We start from the raw sequence: 16005 nt of genomic DNA, 5'->3' as shown, positions 1-16005 counted from the left end.
CTCAGATCGGTAGTTCGGTGTCGGTGACGAAGTGCACCTGGATCCAGACGATGAACTGGTCCCACCAGCCGGTCACCAGGGCGACGCCGACCGCGATGAGCAGGACACCGCCGATGACCTGGATGGTCCGGGCGTTGCGACGCAGCCAGCCGAGGCTGCGCAGGGCCCACGCGGAGGAGAACGCGAGGATCACGAACGGCAGGCCCAGACCCAGGCAGTACGCGACGATGAGGGTCACGCCCTTGGCCGCGGTCGCGCCCTCGGTGCCGCTGACGGTCGCGATGACCGACGCCAGCGTCGGCCCGAGGCACGGCGTCCACCCGAGCGCGAACACCGCGCCGAGCAGGGGCGCCCCGACCAGATTGGACACCCGCACCGGCTCGAACCGCACCTCCCGCTGCAGGGGCCGGACGAGACCGATGAACACCAGGCCCATCGCGATGGTGACCACTCCGCCGATGCGCTGCAGCAGTTCGCGGTTCACCACGAAGGTGCTGGTGACCCCGAGCACGGTGGCGGTGGCCGCGACGAAGACGACGGTGAAGCCGAGCACGAAGAGGCCGGCCGCGAACGCGACCCGGCTGCGGCCCTTCTTTGCCCCCTCCCCCGGCGTCACGGCCGGGGCCTCGGCGCCGACCAGCCCGGCCAGGTACGACAGGTACCCGGGCACGAGCGGCACGACGCACGGCGAGGCGAACGAGACCAGGCCGGCGAGCAGGCACGCCGCGAGCGCGAGCAGCAGCGGGCCGCTGGTCACGGTGTCGGCGAAGGTGTCGCCGATCGAGGCGGCGAGGACGGTCTCCATCAGGATTGCCCCGCCGGTTCCGCGGCGACCCGCTTGACGACCGCGTCGAGTTCGGAGTCCGAGACGGCCTTGAGGAAGACCGCGGCCGGACGGTGGCGGCGATCCAGGACGATCGTCGTCGGGACCACCGAGGTCGGGGTGGTCAGCGCGGCCAGCGACAGCCCGGAGAAGTCGTAGATCGACGGGAACCCGACGTTGCGGTCGATGACGAAGTCCTTGGCGGAATTGCGGTCATCGCGCAGGTTGATGCCGAGGAACTCCACGCCGTCGTCGCGGTTGCCCTCGTAGACGCGCTCGAGGTCGTCGGCCTCGCCGCGGCACGGCCCGCACCAGGACCCCCACACGTTGAGCACGACGACCTTGTCGTCGAACCTCTCGTCGGACAGCGACAGCGGCTGCCCACTCACCAGATCCTCACCCGAGAGTTCGGCGATGGGCTTGCGATCGGCGGGGTCGTAGGTGATCACGGTCTGTCCGCCGGGCGAGACGAACTGGAAGGTGTTCCCCTGCGCGACCGCGTCGTCGCCGGTGCTGCAGCCGCCGACGAGCAGGATGAGGGCGGCCGACAGCACTGCCGGCAGGAGGAACCTTCGCACTTTTCTTCTCAGACCTTCGGATCAGGCACCGGTGGCCAGCGGGTCGGATGCGCCGGCCGGCTCGGAGTAGATGATGTCGACGAGCGCGTCGTCGTCGTAGATCAGGCTGGTCAGCGAGGCGAGCGAGCACTGGCGACGACGCGGGTCGTGCCACAGCCGCTGGCCCTCGAGGAACCGGCGCAGCGTGTAGACGGGCAGCTGGTGGCTGACGCACACCGCCTCGTGTCCGCGCGCGGCGTCGCGGGCCTTGTTGGCCGCGGCCAGCATGCGGTGCGCGAGCTGGATGTAGGGCTCGCCCCACGACGGCGTGAACGGGTCGCGCAGCTTGGGCCAGTGTCGCGGCTTGCTCAGCGCGCCGTCGCCGACCGAGACCTTGAGGCCCTCGAAGACGTTGTCGGCCTCGATGAGGTCGTCGTTGGTCTGGATCTCGAGCCCGTGGGCCGCGGCGATCGGGGTCGCGGTCTCCTGCGCACGCTGCAGCGGCGACGCGAAGACGGCCTTGATGTCGTGGTCGGCGAGGGCGTCGGCCACCTTCTGGGCCTGTGCCCGGCCGTCGGCGGAGAGATGAAAGCCGGGCAGGCGACCGTAGAGGATGCCCTCCGGGTTGTGAACCTCTCCGTGGCGCATCATGTGGACGATCGTGTGCATCAGGCGTTGTCCCCCGGGGTGGCTGTGGCGGCTGCACGCGCTGCGGCGGGCAGCGCGTCGGCGATCTGCGAGAAAGCATCCTCGTCGAGTGCTGCGGACACAAACCAGGCCTCGAAGGCACTCGGCGGCGGATAGACGCCGCGCTCGAGCAGCGCGTGGAAGAACGGGGCGAATCTCCAGGTCTCGGTCGCGCTGACGCCCGCGTAGTCGAAGACCGGGATCTCCGGGTCGGTCGTGAAGAACACACTGAGCAGGTTTCCCGCCTTCTGCACGCGGTGGCCGACACCGGCGGCGGTGAGGGCCTCGGTGAGCAGCGTCGCGAGACGGTCGGCATTGGCGTCGAGCTTGGCGTAGACGTCGTGGTCGGCGTGGCGCAGGGTGGCGAGTCCGGCGGCCACCGCGACGGGGTTACCGGACAGGGTGCCGGCCTGGTAGACGGGGCCGGTGGGCGCGAGGCGCTCCATGATGTCGGCACGACCGCCGAACGCCGCGGCAGGAAGGCCGCCGCTCATCACCTTGCCGAAGGTGTAGAGGTCGCCGGCGACGCCCTCGAGTCCGTACCAGCCGCTCGGGCTGACGCGGAAGCCCGTCATCACCTCGTCCATGATGAGCAGCGCGCCGTGGCGGCTGGTCAGTTCACGCAGGCCCGCGTTGAAGCCGTCGACCGGGGCGATGGCGCCCATGTTGCCGGCGGCCGCCTCGGTGATGACCGCGGCGATGTCGTCGCCGTGCTTCTCGAAGGCCTTCGCGACGGCCTCGAGGTCGTTGTAGGGCAGCACCAGGGTGTCGTGCGCCGACGCCCCGGTGACGCCCGGGCTGGTCGGCAGGCCGAGCGTCGCGACGCCGGACCCGGCGGAGGCGAGCAGGGCGTCGACGTGGCCGTGGTAGCAGCCGGCGAACTTGATGATCTTGGAACGGCCGGTGTAACCGCGGGCGAGGCGGATGGCCGACATGGTGGCCTCGGTGCCCGAGTTGACCAGGCGGACGCGCTGCACCGGGTCGACGCGGCCGATGATCTCCTCGGCGAGTTCGATCTCGGCCTCGGTGGGAGCGCCGAACGACAGCCCTCCCGACGCGGCGCGCTGCACGGCCTCGACGACGGCCGGATGGGCGTGGCCCAGGATCATCGGGCCCCACGACGCGACGAGGTCGACGTAGGTGTTGCCGTCGGCGTCGCGCAGACGGCAACCCTCGGCGCTCGAGATGAAGCGCGGGGTTCCGCCGACCGCGGAGAACGCGCGGACCGGAGAGTTGACGCCGCCCGGGATCGCCTCGGCCGCACGGGCGAAGAGCGCGGCGGAGGTGTCGGTGTGTTCGACCTTGGGGGCGTCAGCGGTACCAGTCACGGCCTACAGTCTTCCAAACGGCACCCGGTGACCCAAATCGCCGCTGGTCAAAGGTGTGACCGGTCACTGGTCGGTGTGCAGGGACGCCTCCCCGGGCGTCATCCGGCGAGGGCCTTTCGGACCTGTTCGGCGATCGCCTCCTGCCCCGCGGCGTTGGGGTGCAGCCTGCCCGGACCCGATGCGGTCATCGGCTCGATCCACCGCTGCGGACCGGCGCAGGCGTCGTGCCCGGCGCTCGGCGGGAGCATGTCGACGAACCGCACGCCCTCCTCGTCGGCCGCGCGACGTCCGGCGTCGTTGACCGCGACCTGCAACCGGCGCAGCAGCGCGAGGTCGCCTGCCGCGACCTTCATCTCCGGGTAGCAGCCCCCGTCCTCGGGCACCAGCCACGGATAGCCGATCAGCAGCACCTCCGCGCTCGGCGCCTTCGATCTCACCTGACGCAATGCCTCGCGCACGGCCGGGTAGATGTCGCGGTCCACGGGGTCGATCAGGTCACGGCCATGACGTTCGGTGCACGGCGCCCCGAGCGGATCGGCCTCGGCGGCCTGCCCGCACAGATCGATGGCGCGACCGTAGGTGCCCTCGTTGTTGCCGCCGATCATCACGGTGACGACGTCGGCGTCCCCGTCGAGCGCGTCGAGTTGCGGCGGGACCCCTTCGTACTGTGCTTCGGTGAGGTCGCCGGTGTCGGCGCCGGCGCAGCTGACGTCGACGAGGTCGTAGTCGTCCTCCGCGGCGACGATGTGGGCGAAGTTCCGGCTCGACCGCAGGCAGAAGATCGGCGAGTCCTCGACCAGCGGCCGCACGCCTGTCCCCGAGGCGAAGCTGTCGCCGAGGTTCACCAGGCGCACGCGGCCGGGTTCGCGCGCGCTGCTCTCCGCGGCCGAGGACGTGACGGTGTCGTCGGTCTCGGACCGCCCGTCGTCGGCCGAGCATCCGACCGCGAGGGCCGCAACCGCCGCGAGCATTGCGAACCCGCGTAGGGCAGCTCTCCTGCGACCGACTCGGGCGGTTCGTCGTTCGTCCACACCGCCATCGTGCGTGTGCGCGAAGCCGGTCGGCAACCACACCCGGCGCCGGTAGCGTGGGAAAGGCGTCAACCGCAGGCGACAACCGACGACGAGGATGTGAGGCCGCATGAGCTCCAGCGAAGCCGACAGCAAGGACGTGCTCGGTCCGCAGGCGATTCTCGACGGCGTGCCGACCGGCCTGTGGATCGACGGGCGGTCGACGCCGGCCGCCTCGGGCAAGACGTTCGAGGTGTTCGATCCGGCCACCGAAGAAGTCCTGACGTCGGTGGCCGACGCGGGGGCCGACGACGCGATCGCCGCGCTGGACTCCGCCGCCGGTGCGGCCGACGACTGGGCCGCGACACCGGCGCGCGAGCGCAGCGAGATCCTGCGCCGCACCTTCGAGTTGCTCACCGACCGTGCCGACGACATCGCCATGCTGATGACGCTCGAACTCGGCCGCGCACTGCCGGACAGTCGTGCAGAGACCAAGTACGGCAACGAGTTCCTGCGTTGGTTCGCCGAGGAGGCGGTGCGCATCGGCGGCCGGTTCACGCAGGCCCCGGCGGGCAACGGCCGAATCCTGGTGACACATCAGCCCGTCGGCCCGTGCCTGGCGATCACGCCGTGGAACTTCCCGCTCGCCATGGGGACGCGCAAGATCGCCCCGGCCCTCGCGGCGGGCAACGTGATGCTCGTGAAGCCGGCCGGGGAGACCCCGCTGACCATGCTGGCGCTGGCCGAGGCGTTCGCGGAGGCCGGCCTGCCGCCCGGCGTCCTCTCGGTGCTCCCGACCAGCTCGAGCAGCACGATGTCGTCGGCGCTGATCTCCGACGACCGGATCAAGAAGATCAGCTTCACCGGCTCGACCCCGGTCGGCCGAACCCTGCTGGGACAGGCCGCCGAACGCGTGCAGCGCACCTCGATGGAGCTCGGCGGCAACGCCCCGTTCCTGGTGTTCGACGACGCCGACGTCGACGCCGCCGTGGAGGGCGCGTATCTGGCGAAGATGCGCAACGGGGGCGAGGCCTGCACCGCCGGCAACCGCTTCCTGGTCCAGTCCGGCGTCGCCGAGGAGTTCACGACGAAGCTCGTGGACAAGATGTCGCAGGTCGTGATGGGTCCGGGTTACCGGGACGGCGTGACGCTCGGCCCGCTGGTGAACGCCAAGCAGCGGGACAAGGTCGCCGAGCTCGTCGAACAGGCGGTGAGCGACGGCACCCGCGTGCGGCTGGGCGGAGAGCGGCCCGAAGGGCGCGGATTCTTCTACCCCGCGACGGTTCTCGACGACGTCGACCCGTACGCGCCGATCACCCGCGAGGAGATCTTCGGACCGGTCGCCGTCATCAGCACCTTCGACGCCGAGGACGACGGCATCGCCGCCGCCAACTCCACCGAGTACGGCCTGGCGTCGTACTTCTACAGCCGGGACCTGGAGCGGTGCATGCGCGTCGCGTCCCGCCTCGAGTCGGGCATGGTCGGGGTGAACCGCGGTGTGATCTCCGATGCCGCAGCGCCTTTCGGCGGCATAAAGCAGTCCGGCATCGGCCGGGAGGGCGGCACCGAGGGCATCGACGAGTACCTGAACGTGAAGTACATCGCGCTGACCTGAGCGGCTCATGGGGCGGCGATCCCCTCAGGCATCCGCCACTCACCGTTGTTACGTAAGTGACTGGTGATACAGATGTTATTGCATCGAAACCTGTACGGCCGTACTTCTACGTACCGTCGAGAACATGCGACTGAGAAGAATCGTGCCCACGGTCGCGGCGACCGTGGCAGTGATCGCCGGTGGCATGACCGTCTCCGGAATCGGTGACCCCGGCGTGGCGAACATCGAATCGACAGCTGCCAGTGCCGATCTCGGCAGCTCCGACCTCGGCAGCGGCAACACCGGCAGCGCCGACATCAGCCGGGGCGACTTCGGCAGCGTCGACTTCGGCAGCTCCGAGTTCGGCACCCGGAACAGCCTCTTCCTCTGGGAAAGCCCGCCGACCCGCTACATCGTCGTGCTCGGGGCCAAGTTCGGCGTCCTCGGCCAGACCCCCGAGATCATGAAGCGCCGACTCAACCACGCCGCGAAGCTGGCCAAGCAGCATCCTTTCAACCGCGTCATCGTCTCCGGCGGCGACACCCACTGGCTCCCGATCACCGAGGCCCAGTTCATGAACGTCGGCCTCATCCGCCGCGGAATCCCGGTGTGGCAGATGGTCAACGAGGGCAAGTCGACGTCGACGGTCCAGAACGCCGAGAACACCGTGCGCATGCTCAAGCGCATGGGCGCGACCGGCGCGGTGATCGTCACCAACGACTTCCACATGGACCGCGCGCTGAAGAACTTCCGCGACGCCGCGAAGGCCCAGGGCGCGCGGCTGGTGTTCCGGCCGGCGTACGCGTAGGGGCGGGCGCCGCCTGAGTCGAGGTGCGAGGAGCGCAGGCGCCGAGCCACGAAGGCCACGCGACATCCCCTCCCGCGCAACCACTTCGGCTCACGTGACGTCAGGAACCGGCGCCTAGTGTTCCCAGGGCCCGCTTGAGCGGGTCCAACAGACCCGACGCGCCGTTCACCGCGGGTGCGAGCTCCCTGACTCGACGCACGACCTCGCGGTCCCGGTCGTCGAGAAGGCCGTCGAAACGCGGATCGAGCAGCCACGGCGCGTCCGTCGCCGCATAGGCCGCGACGGCGTCGAGGAAGATCTCCATGCTGCGGACCCGCTCAGGTCGATCCTCACCGCTGCAGACGAACCACCGGAACTGGTCCTTCACAAGCCCTTTCGCGCCTCGACGCCGGACACGTCGACAAAGGCACCCTGCTCCGATCGCCCGATACTCGGGCGCAGGAACTCGTCGACCTCCATCGCCAGACGAATGACGTTTCCGTCGGACAGGGAAGCTCCGACGATGAGCACGTGCCTGGTCAGCAACAACACCTGGAGAAGCGAACCCGCCGGGCGCGACTTGGCGTCGAACAGTACGAAGTCCCGCCGGGTGAGGACGATGCCCTCCGTCCGGTCGATGTCGCCATGCAACTTGAGCAGCCATGGGCGGGAGCCGTCGACCGCGTGCCACTGGAGGATGGTCGGGCGCGGACGGCCGGCCGCCTCGACAGCCTTCTTGTACAGATCGTCGTAGTTGGTGGTCATCGCTTCCGGCACCGAGGAACAGTGCGAGATACCCTTCTGCGGCGAGGGTGCCGAGTCGCTTCGCTTCCTCCGTCTCCGCGTCGTCGAGTTCCCAGAAGCTCACCCCGGCCGCCTGCAGGTTCCGCCTGGCGTGCTGCGCTGCACTGAAGACCGCGTCGTCGGGTGTGACCAGCAGGATGTCGAGGCCCAGCCCGGAGGCCTCCTCGCGGAGTGCGGCCAGCAATGCACGGAGGATGGCCCCTCGACGACCGCCGAGCCCACCCGCACCGATGCCGAGCACCGGCAGCGCGACGCGTCGGAGCACCCTGTCCCCGGGCCCCACGACATCCGAATCCGCGATCTGCCGCAATGTCTCCCGCAGACGGCGGACGAGTTCCTCGTCGGTCAACTGCGCATCGGCGACGCTGATGAACCAGACCGGCTCACCCGTCGCACTCCGACCGAGAAGCCGGCTCGACCAGTCGGCGGGGCGGGCCCAGTCCACGTCTCCGGCGACGGGTTTCCAATGCGGCTCGATGACGAACGCGGAGTCGGTCGGCACGATCACCGCATCGTGATCTAAGTTCTCGATCTTGCCGTGCAGGACGAACAGATGGCCGTGCTCAGAAACACTTTCGGTCACGACGAGAGCCTAAGATGCAGCCCTCCGACCCGGTCATTCCCCGTTCTCCACACTGGACAACTCCACTCCCACCCAAACCCTTGTGCGAAGGATTGATTGATGAACAGCCCACACGTGGCGATCCGAACTCAGAGTGTCGTTCGGTTCGCGAATCGAACGGCAACGGCATTACTGAACCCCAATCTCAGATGCCCGGTTTTATGAAGAGGCTCGGCTGCCCCGTCCAAGTGACCAACAGGTCTTCGCGCGCTCGTGTACAGGCTACGAACAGTAGTTTCCTCTCCCTCTCCATGTCCGCTCGGTGCGTGACGGCATCGTCTGTCTTCGGCGTGACCGAGCCCGCTGGTGGGACTTGGTCCTCGCTGACACCCACGACCACAACGCAACGGAACTCTAGCCCCTTGGCACTGTGCATGGTCCCGACCGCCACTCCCCTGCGACGCAGGTCATCCAGTGCCCGACAGGCAATTCCGCGGTCCTTCAGTACCTCACGCACCGTTTTGACTTGTTCGTGGCTTCGGGCCAACACTCCGATCTCGTCGGCGGAGTACCCCATGTCCTCAGTCCATCCTCGGATTGTCTCGACGACGTAGTCGAGTTCCTCTGAGGAGTCATCAAATCCGCGTGTGACGGGTACAAATCCGGAGAAGCTGGCGGTGTCAGGTGCCCCCTCATCCGCAATCTCGCCTTCAGAGTCCGACTCTGGCGGGCTCTCGTCTCCCACGGCACGGAGGAAGTCGTGTGCCCACCGAAGGATTTCAGCAGACACACGATGATTCTTGTGAAGTCTGGTCGACCGGCCCACAACATTGATCCCGAAGGAGCGCATGGATGTCTGGCGACGATAGATCGTTTGCTGGGCGTCACCGGAGATGAACAACCCATTGGTCTGATCCGACATGGCCGCCGCAAGAAGTCGCCAATGGTCTGGGGTGAGGTCCTGCGCTTCGTCGACGATGATGTAACGGTAACCGGGGTCCTTCTGCGCGATCTCAGGCATCACCCGGGCCGCCTCGTGAAGGATCGTCTCGAAGGTCCACCACCCCCGAGTGGCCATCAGTTCGTTGAACCGGGTCACTGCACGCCATATCGTCTTCCGCTGGCTCGCCCCGATCGGTTTCCCGCGACCGGACCTGCGCGCGCGAAGATACTCTTCCTCCGATGTGATCGTCTGGGCGAGAATTACTTCAACGTGCTCTTCGTGGAGAAACCTGCCGGTGAAATCGAGCTCGAGTTCGTTGGCGATCTTCTGCCAGAGGTTTGCGGGGCGAGCCATGAATCTATCGCTCGCGAGCGTGCCGTGGTAGTGCTCGAACACGCTTCGCGCAAAGCTGTCGACAGTTCTCACCCTTATGCGCCTGCGGATTTCGGGATCGTCGACGAGCAGATCCACGTTGCGTTCCATCTGCCTGGCAAGTGTCTTGTTGTATGTGGTCAGCAAGACGTATCCGTCTCGACGCTGAGCCAACCGGTGCGCCCGGTGGACAGATACAACAGTCTTGCCCGTGCCGGGGCCTCCCGTGATCCGGGCTGGACCGTCATAGTCGGCATTGACAAGGGCAAGCTGACTGGGATGGAGATAGTTGCGCCAGACGTCGAACGGATAGTCGAGGATCCGGTTGAAGTCTTCTTCGTCGGAGACCACGTGGAACTGATCGACGCTTCGCGCGATCGCTGCATCCAAGTCGTCCTGAGCGGCTTCAGATTCTGGCAATGACGCCGCGTCGGCTACCAGACGCAACCGCACCTCGTCGACCCTCTGCCCCATAGCGAGACTGTTGAGGACCTGCCACTGGCTGGGCGGCATCCACTTCTGAGCGCGGTCGAGATCCTCGGTCGACCGTAGGGTACGGGCGAATCCAACGATCTCTGCTGTGATGCCGAGATAGATCAGATCTTCATCAGCAATGGAGCCAAAGAGCGCCTCTGCTCGCGCAACCTTCTTCGAACCGCTTCCGGAGACCGGGGGCTCCCAGAAATCGACGCTTCCGTCGATTCTGGAGACGTCCATTCTGGTGCGTTCTACCCACTTGTAGGCGTCATCGTGTGGCAGGACTTTGATCAGTGTGTAGGTGTTGCCTCGCTCCGGCGCCAAGACCACAGCCCTGACCGAACGATCCACGCGGACTGTCCGAAACCGCGGGTGCGCGGCATTGTTCACCGGTTCGACGTGTGTGCCGATGAGTTCGGGAGTGGCAAACTTTCGGGGGAGCTCCCGTACCTTGTCCTGAACAGTCTTCTCTAGTCGTGCGAAATCCTTCTGGAACTCCTTGGAGATGATCAACCGACGGGCCTCGACCTGTCTCGCACTCATCGATCACTCCGTGCGATCTGCACGGCCGCGCAGATCGCCGGCGCGACCACCCCCTGGAAGTAGAAGTCGTCTGAGGCCTGCCAGCGGTACTGCTCCGAGCGCGGGTGGGACAGGGCAGCAACGAGAGTGGAAACCGGCGAAGCGACGCGGCGGAGTGCCACCCGGCCATCACCGATGTCTTCACCTGGCAACAACGGCCCGAGTTCGCGCCACAAACCCTTGCCCTGGATCACCACGAGCGTCGGCTCGAGGATCTCCATCACGGCTTGGAGATGGCGAAAGCATCTCCTGGTCATCTCGTCGGTGCCGGCAGAGGCGTTGCTGTACGGTTTCTCGGTAGCAGAGCACAAACGTGCGTTCATCAGGGCGTAGCAGTCGAGAACGTGCGCGCGTTCTCCTGTGCCGTCGAACTCGACCCATTCAGCGTCTCCGTACGCGCCGAGACCGAGGGCGTAACGGATGCCGAGCACGACCCCTTTCATGTGCGGATTTCGATTCGCGGGAACATACGCCCGAGTGTGGTCAGCGGAGCGAGTCACGCGATCGATCCGCGAGTAGGGTGCGATCGTTCCGCCCAGTTCCATGCCGACGAACAGCATTCGCCACGGTGTGCCATCCACCGACAGGTCGTAATGGCTTCCGATGTAGCCGAGTTGTCCTTCGTAATATGAGCATCCCGGGTTCGCCGCCCGAGCCGAGTCGAGGCATTCGCGCGCCGACGCACACACGAAATGGCCCGCAGGGTCGAGCACCTCGCGCCGCATGTACTCGTCGTAGCGACGGATGCGTCGCGCCGTTAGCTGTTGATTCGACCGGTATCGGTGTTTCATGCTTGTTCATCCGCGCAGAGCCGGTGGCCGGGTCACCGCGTGCTCGAGTACCGGTGAATACAACACACCCGCGTAGTCATTCACGCGTCAGAGTCTGCCAGATCCGGTGTTGTGCTGTCCGCGTTTGATTGTCGAGATAGCAGACGCTCTCGCTCCTGCGCAACGACCTCACGGGCCAACTCCGCTTCGGAAATGTCCACCGCCTCGGGAGCGCTGTCTGCGATATCGCTGACGCGCGCGAAGTCCTGGAAGAGCATGCTCTTGTTCGCAAGGATCTCGGTGATACGCATGTCGACACCTTCCTCACTAAGGAGTCGATGGACCTGCACCGATTCGAGCTGGCCCATCCGGCGTGCGCGAGCGATGGCCTGCCACTCTGTTGTCGGCTTGAGTTGTGGTTCGCAGATCACCACCATGGACGCCGACTGGATGTTGAGGCCGACACCACCTGCGACGATCTGGGCGACGAGCACTGCGCCGTGCGGAGCCGCCGAGAACTCATCGACCATCTCCTGACGACGTGCGGCCGGTACGGAGCCGGTCAACGGACCGAATACCTGGCCGGGAAGCGCACTCACGATGCCGTCGAGGACTTGCCGGAAGTGAGAGAACACAATGACACGCCGTTCGTTCTCTTTTGCCTCCGCAACGAGCTCCAGGAGCCGCGCAACCTTGACCGACCTGGCACCTTGCGTCATCGCCGCCTGGCGCATCGCCATGAAGTTGCCATCCGAGACCGCTGAACGATAGGCGGCAAAGTCCTCCGGGGACATCGGGAGCCACTCGTTCACTTCCACCAGTTCGGGCAACTCGGTCAGCACGTCCTCTTGATTTCGCCGGAGGTATGCAGGTGCGACCTGCTGCCGAAACCGACGCGAAGAGAGTTCTGAGTCATCGACCGTGAGGTCTGGACGCAGGTATTCGACGAGGTTTCGGAATTCGCCGATCCGGTTTTCCAGTGGTGTGCCGGTGAGAAGAATTGCCCGCGGCACCGAGTCGATGAGTGCCGCGACCCTGCGAGATCTTTGGGCGCCTGGGTTCTTGATGTAGTGAGCCTCGTCAACGACGATGCATGCGAGGTCGTCGGGTCGGACGGCCTCTGCTTCCAGCCACGCGAGGGTCTCGAACGTCGTGACTGCGATGCCGCCCTTTCTCATCCACTGCGCCGCTGCTGTCTTGCGGAACGATCCGTGGATTCGATGAGGCGTCAGGGTTGTCTTGGTCGCGATCTCGCGCATCCAGTTCGTCACGACCGCCGCTGGACAGATCACCAGGAAGTGGTGTGCCCCGGCGGCCCTCAGGTGAGCGAGAACAGCGAGGGCCTCGACCGTCTTTCCGAGGCCCATCTCATCGCCGATGATCACCTTCTTCTGGGTGATCGCAAATCTGGCGCCGAAGCTCTGGTAACCACGCAGCGATGCGTTCAAGTACTGGGTGTCAAGCTTCTGCTCTCGGACTGCCGCAATGATCTCATCCGAGAGGTCGCCGTGCATCTTCGCCTCGTCTTCGACGAACAAGCCCAGTTCGGAGAGCATGGCGAAGTAATCAGCCGGCCGGGAGAGGAAGTCGTTCCACGGGTCGGTGTCAGCGACATCGGCTCCCACCAGCAACCGGCGGCGGGCACACACCGACTCGATGTCTGCGATCAGTGCTCGTGCCCGAGCTTTGTCGTGTGCGAACACCACGTAGCCTTCGGGGTTGACCGCAGTCTTGGGGATGATGGCATCCAGTGCTCGCGCTACTTCGACCTGGCTCTCGGACGGCAGGGATTTCCGTGCTGTATCCCAGCGCCGCAGCGCCACCAGCAGTGCTGTGGTGTGCGATTCGCGCTTGGCGATGTCGATGCGTACCGGCGTCTCGTCGTAGATGGTTTGCCATAACGTCTGCGCTGCACCACGCATGCGGTTCGCGGTGGTCGGACCCACTCCCGGCAGTTCTTCCAGGATGTCCCCGTGGCGAAGGACCTCTGCGACCGTCTGAATGCCGGCGTCTGTCAGTGCCGACACGCGGAGCCGGTCTCGGGTGGCGTCCTTCAACCGTTCTACGGGCATTTCCCGAATGAGCTTCTCTGTCTCGATCCTGCGAATCGCAGAACCCGCGTCGACTGCAGCCTTCCTGGCTGCAGCCTCATGATCCGCGGCACGCGTCACCACCGAGATCGCGGTGGGCAGATCGACCGTTGTCGCCGGGTCGATGAGGTCTGCCTCGCCGAGGTCCGGTATGTGTGCGGTCAACCCGACTGCACTGCTGGTTACGGACCGCAGGTCGTCGATGTCTGTCGCATCGGACGGTAACAACTCGCTCAGCCGCGGCTCGACTCGAGAATCCTCGACCACGATCCGAAGCGGGTGAGTGCATCGACGGCCGCGACAGCAGTGGCTCGTCGTGCGGATCCGAGAAACCACCGACGCGCGCCGAGCAGAACCCTCGCATCCCGAAGTGCTGCGGCAGCGTCACCGGTCAGCGCTGCGATGGCACGCTCGTCTGCTGCGGTCATCGGTGGCAGGTTCGTGTGGCGCGCAAGCGCCGTGAGCTTTGCCGTGTCCCGCGCATACAGCGGCAAGACATGCACACTGTCGGCTACGTCACTCCCGACCAGGACGAGGCGCGCACGGAACGCCGCGACTGCATCGGCACTCTCCTTGGCCGCCTCTTCGCGTGCTGCGGTGACAGCCTCTGCACGCCGGATGGTGTTGCTGACCAGGTCGGACACCGCTTTGACGCGCTCGCGTTCGACTCGTCTCAATTCGATTGATACCTCGCTCTGCGTTGGTGCGAGGATATCGAAACACCCTGACGAGGAGGTTCCGTGGATGTCACACCCCGGGACTACGGTGAGGAGCGATCGATACGGAGGAGGACAAGGGCGTGAGGAACGGATGGGTGACAGCTGATCGTTAGTGCCGGGAGGCGCTGGCGGGGAGGATGTCATCATGCCCGGGCATTGTCAAGATGTCTGTGTAAGAACGTGACTCGCCCTCAGGCGACGGCAATAAGCTGCCGCACTTGCGCACCAGTGCGCAATGGAGGACGCAAAAAGGACAGGGTTGCGACGCGTGAAATGTCTCTTGCCTCAGGTCTACGAGGCTCGACTCCAGACGTTCAATGGACTGCCTCCTAGCGTTGTCCGCTACCGCTTCTTTGGGAGTCTCGAGACGAGATGGGACGGACGCTCCGCCGAATCACTCTTGTCCCAAAACGACCCAAGGCGCTCCCGCCTGATTTCGTGTCCGATGTCAGGGCCTTTCCTGCCCATTGGATCTGATCAGCCGATCGGAAACAGCGTCACGCGAAACCCACCCCCAAGAATGAAATCCGCCCCGCCGACCGAAGTCGGCGGGGCGAACACCCTTGGTGAGCTGGTGAGCTAGACCGTGCTCATCGGAGCAGCGCGCGGCTCATGACGACGCGCTGGATCTGGTTGGTGCCCTCGTAGATCTGGGTGATCTTGGCATCGCGCATCATGCGCTCGACCGGGAAGTCGCGAGTGTAGCCGGCGCCACCGAAGAGCTGGACGGCGTCGGTGGTGACCTCCATGGCCACGTCCGAGGCGAGGCACTTCGAGGCCGACGAGATGAAGCCGAGGTTCTTCTCGCCACGCTCTGCGCGGGCGGCGGCGCTGTAGACCATGAGGCGCGCGGCCTCGACCTTCATCGCCATGTCGGCGATCATGAACTCGACGCCCTGGAACGAGGCGATCGGCTTGCCGAACTGCTTGCGGTCCTTGACGTACTCGATGGCCTTGTCGAGCGCACCCTGCGCGATACCGACAGCCTGGGCGCCGATGGTCGGGCGGGTGTGGTCGAGGGTCTGCAGGGCGGTCTTGAAGCCGGTGCCCTCGTCGCCGATGATGCGGTCGAGCGGGATGGTGCAGTCCTCGAAGTACAGCTCGGCGGTGGGCGAGCCCTTGATGCCGAGCTTCTTCTCCAGCGGGCCGACCGTGAAGCCGGGATCGTCCTTGTGGACCATGAAGGCCGAGATGCCGTTGGCGCGCTTCTCCGGATCGGTGACGGCCATGACGGTGTACCAGGTCGACTTGCCGCCGTTGGTGATCCAGCACTTGGAGCCGTTGAGGACCCAGTTGTTGCCGTCGCGGCGGGCGCGGGTCTTCATGCCGGCGGCGTCGGAGCCGGCCTCGCGCTCGGACAGCGCGTAGGAGGCCATGGCCTCACCGGAGGCGATCGACGGCAGCACTTTCTGCTTCAGCTCTTCCGAGCCGTTGAGGATCAGGCCCATGGTGCCGAGCTTGTTCACGGCCGGGATCAGCGACGACGAGGCGCACACACGGGCAACCTCTTCGATGACGATGCAGGCCGCGATCGAGTCGCCGCCCTGGCCGCCGTACTCCTCGGGGACGTGGATGGCGTTGAAGCCCGAGGCGTTCAGCGCGTTGAGCGCCTCCTCCGGGAAGCGCGACTTCTCGTCGACGTCGGCGGCGTGGGGCTCGATCTCCTTCTCGGCGAGCGAGCGGATCGCGTCACGCAGTGCGACGTGCTCCTCCGGGAGCTGGAAGACGTCGAAGTCGGGATTTCCGTAACCCATGTCAACTCCTCACGGCACGGGGTGCCAGTTTCTGTGGTCGATCACCAGTGCAACACGGCACTGAGTGCCATGTCAATGTGCCACACCACCAGGGAGCGGCCACCCACGCCCCCGATTGTCCTCGCTTGCCCCCACCGTGTCCGGGA

Annotated in this window: 15 protein-coding genes; 3 read left to right on the top strand and 12 right to left on the bottom strand. The window is 66.0% G+C overall.

Annotated features, from left to right (window positions below; translation table 11 throughout):
* Position 1 precedes the first annotated feature (1 nt).
* The 5 genes from E1P53_RS16595 to E1P53_RS16575 all read right to left on the bottom strand — a co-directional run bounded on the left by E1P53_RS16595 (position 2) and on the right by E1P53_RS16575 (position 4366).
* Positions 2–805, bottom strand: a complete 804-nt coding sequence (locus E1P53_RS16595) for a cytochrome c biogenesis CcdA family protein (protein ID WP_006900819.1) — start codon at positions 803–805, stop codon at positions 2–4.
* Positions 805–1401 (bottom strand): TlpA family protein disulfide reductase, encoded by a 597-nt coding sequence (locus tag E1P53_RS16590; protein WP_109238125.1) that lies wholly within the window; start codon positions 1399–1401, stop codon positions 805–807. Before E1P53_RS16590 ends, E1P53_RS16595 begins: the two co-directional genes overlap by 1 nt.
* 21 nt (positions 1402–1422) lie before the next feature.
* The gene (locus E1P53_RS16585) at positions 1423–2049 is read right to left on the bottom strand and encodes a histidine phosphatase family protein (protein ID WP_109238126.1); all 627 of its coding nucleotides are present in this window, start codon (positions 2047–2049) and stop codon (positions 1423–1425) included.
* Entirely contained in the window at positions 2049–3395 is a 1347-nt protein-coding gene (gene hemL, locus E1P53_RS16580; RefSeq protein WP_131734948.1) for a glutamate-1-semialdehyde 2,1-aminomutase, read from the bottom strand. Before hemL ends, E1P53_RS16585 begins: the two co-directional genes overlap by 1 nt.
* Before the next feature lie 98 nt (positions 3396–3493).
* Positions 3494–4366: an SGNH/GDSL hydrolase family protein gene (locus tag E1P53_RS16575; RefSeq protein ID WP_131734947.1), complete on the bottom strand. Its 873-nt coding sequence runs from the start codon at positions 4364–4366 to the stop codon at positions 3494–3496.
* A 169-nt stretch (positions 4367–4535) separates the two neighbouring features.
* On the opposite strand from E1P53_RS16575, the gene E1P53_RS16570 reads away from it, so the two are divergent.
* Entirely contained in the window at positions 4536–6020 is a 1485-nt protein-coding gene (locus tag E1P53_RS16570; protein WP_131734946.1) for an NAD-dependent succinate-semialdehyde dehydrogenase, read from the top strand.
* A gap of 124 nt (positions 6021–6144) precedes the next feature.
* Entirely contained in the window at positions 6145–6807 is a 663-nt protein-coding gene (locus tag E1P53_RS16565; protein WP_040526915.1) for a YdcF family protein, read from the top strand.
* Between the two features lie 100 nt (positions 6808–6907).
* On the opposite strand, the gene E1P53_RS20860 is transcribed toward E1P53_RS16565, so the two are convergent.
* Together E1P53_RS20860 and E1P53_RS20855 are read right to left on the bottom strand one after the other, a co-directional pair.
* Positions 6908–7111 (bottom strand): hypothetical protein, encoded by a 204-nt coding sequence (locus E1P53_RS20860; RefSeq protein WP_244941215.1) that lies wholly within the window; start codon positions 7109–7111, stop codon positions 6908–6910.
* Between the two features lie 59 nt (positions 7112–7170).
* Positions 7171–7551 (bottom strand): SIR2 family NAD-dependent protein deacylase, encoded by a 381-nt coding sequence (locus tag E1P53_RS20855; protein ID WP_244941214.1) that lies wholly within the window; start codon positions 7549–7551, stop codon positions 7171–7173.
* On the opposite strand from E1P53_RS20855, the gene E1P53_RS20850 reads away from it, so the two are divergent.
* Positions 7544–8113, top strand: coding sequence for a hypothetical protein (locus E1P53_RS20850; RefSeq protein WP_244941213.1), 570 nt, complete (start codon positions 7544–7546; stop codon positions 8111–8113). The genes E1P53_RS20855 and E1P53_RS20850 overlap by 8 nt on opposite strands.
* A 244-nt stretch (positions 8114–8357) precedes the next feature.
* On the opposite strand, the gene E1P53_RS16555 is transcribed toward E1P53_RS20850, so the two are convergent.
* From E1P53_RS16555 to E1P53_RS16535, 5 genes are all read right to left on the bottom strand, one after another.
* Positions 8358–10487: a 3'-5' exonuclease gene (locus E1P53_RS16555; protein ID WP_131734945.1), complete on the bottom strand. Its 2130-nt coding sequence runs from the start codon at positions 10485–10487 to the stop codon at positions 8358–8360.
* Positions 10484–11317, bottom strand: coding sequence for a hypothetical protein (locus E1P53_RS16550; RefSeq protein WP_131734944.1), 834 nt, complete (start codon positions 11315–11317; stop codon positions 10484–10486). The genes E1P53_RS16555 and E1P53_RS16550 overlap by 4 nt, the downstream gene beginning before the upstream one ends.
* 80 nt (positions 11318–11397) lie before the next feature.
* Positions 11398–13653, bottom strand: a complete 2256-nt coding sequence (locus E1P53_RS16545) for a DEAD/DEAH box helicase (RefSeq protein ID WP_220398986.1) — start codon at positions 13651–13653, stop codon at positions 11398–11400.
* The gene (locus E1P53_RS16540; RefSeq protein ID WP_131734943.1) at positions 13620–14030 is read right to left on the bottom strand and encodes a hypothetical protein; all 411 of its coding nucleotides are present in this window, start codon (positions 14028–14030) and stop codon (positions 13620–13622) included. Before E1P53_RS16540 ends, E1P53_RS16545 begins: the two co-directional genes overlap by 34 nt.
* A 665-nt stretch (positions 14031–14695) precedes the next feature.
* A complete protein-coding gene (locus E1P53_RS16535) occupies positions 14696–15859 on the bottom strand; it encodes an acyl-CoA dehydrogenase (protein ID WP_006899080.1) in 1164 nt (387 codons plus the stop codon).
* Positions 15860–16005: the final 146 nt, after the last annotated feature.

The sequence above is a fragment of the Gordonia paraffinivorans genome (assembly GCF_900683595.1).
GTDB lineage: Bacteria > Actinomycetota > Actinomycetes > Mycobacteriales > Mycobacteriaceae > Gordonia > Gordonia paraffinivorans.
Note: the sequence above shows the minus strand (reverse complement) of the source record. Positions and strands in the feature narration are given on the sequence as shown.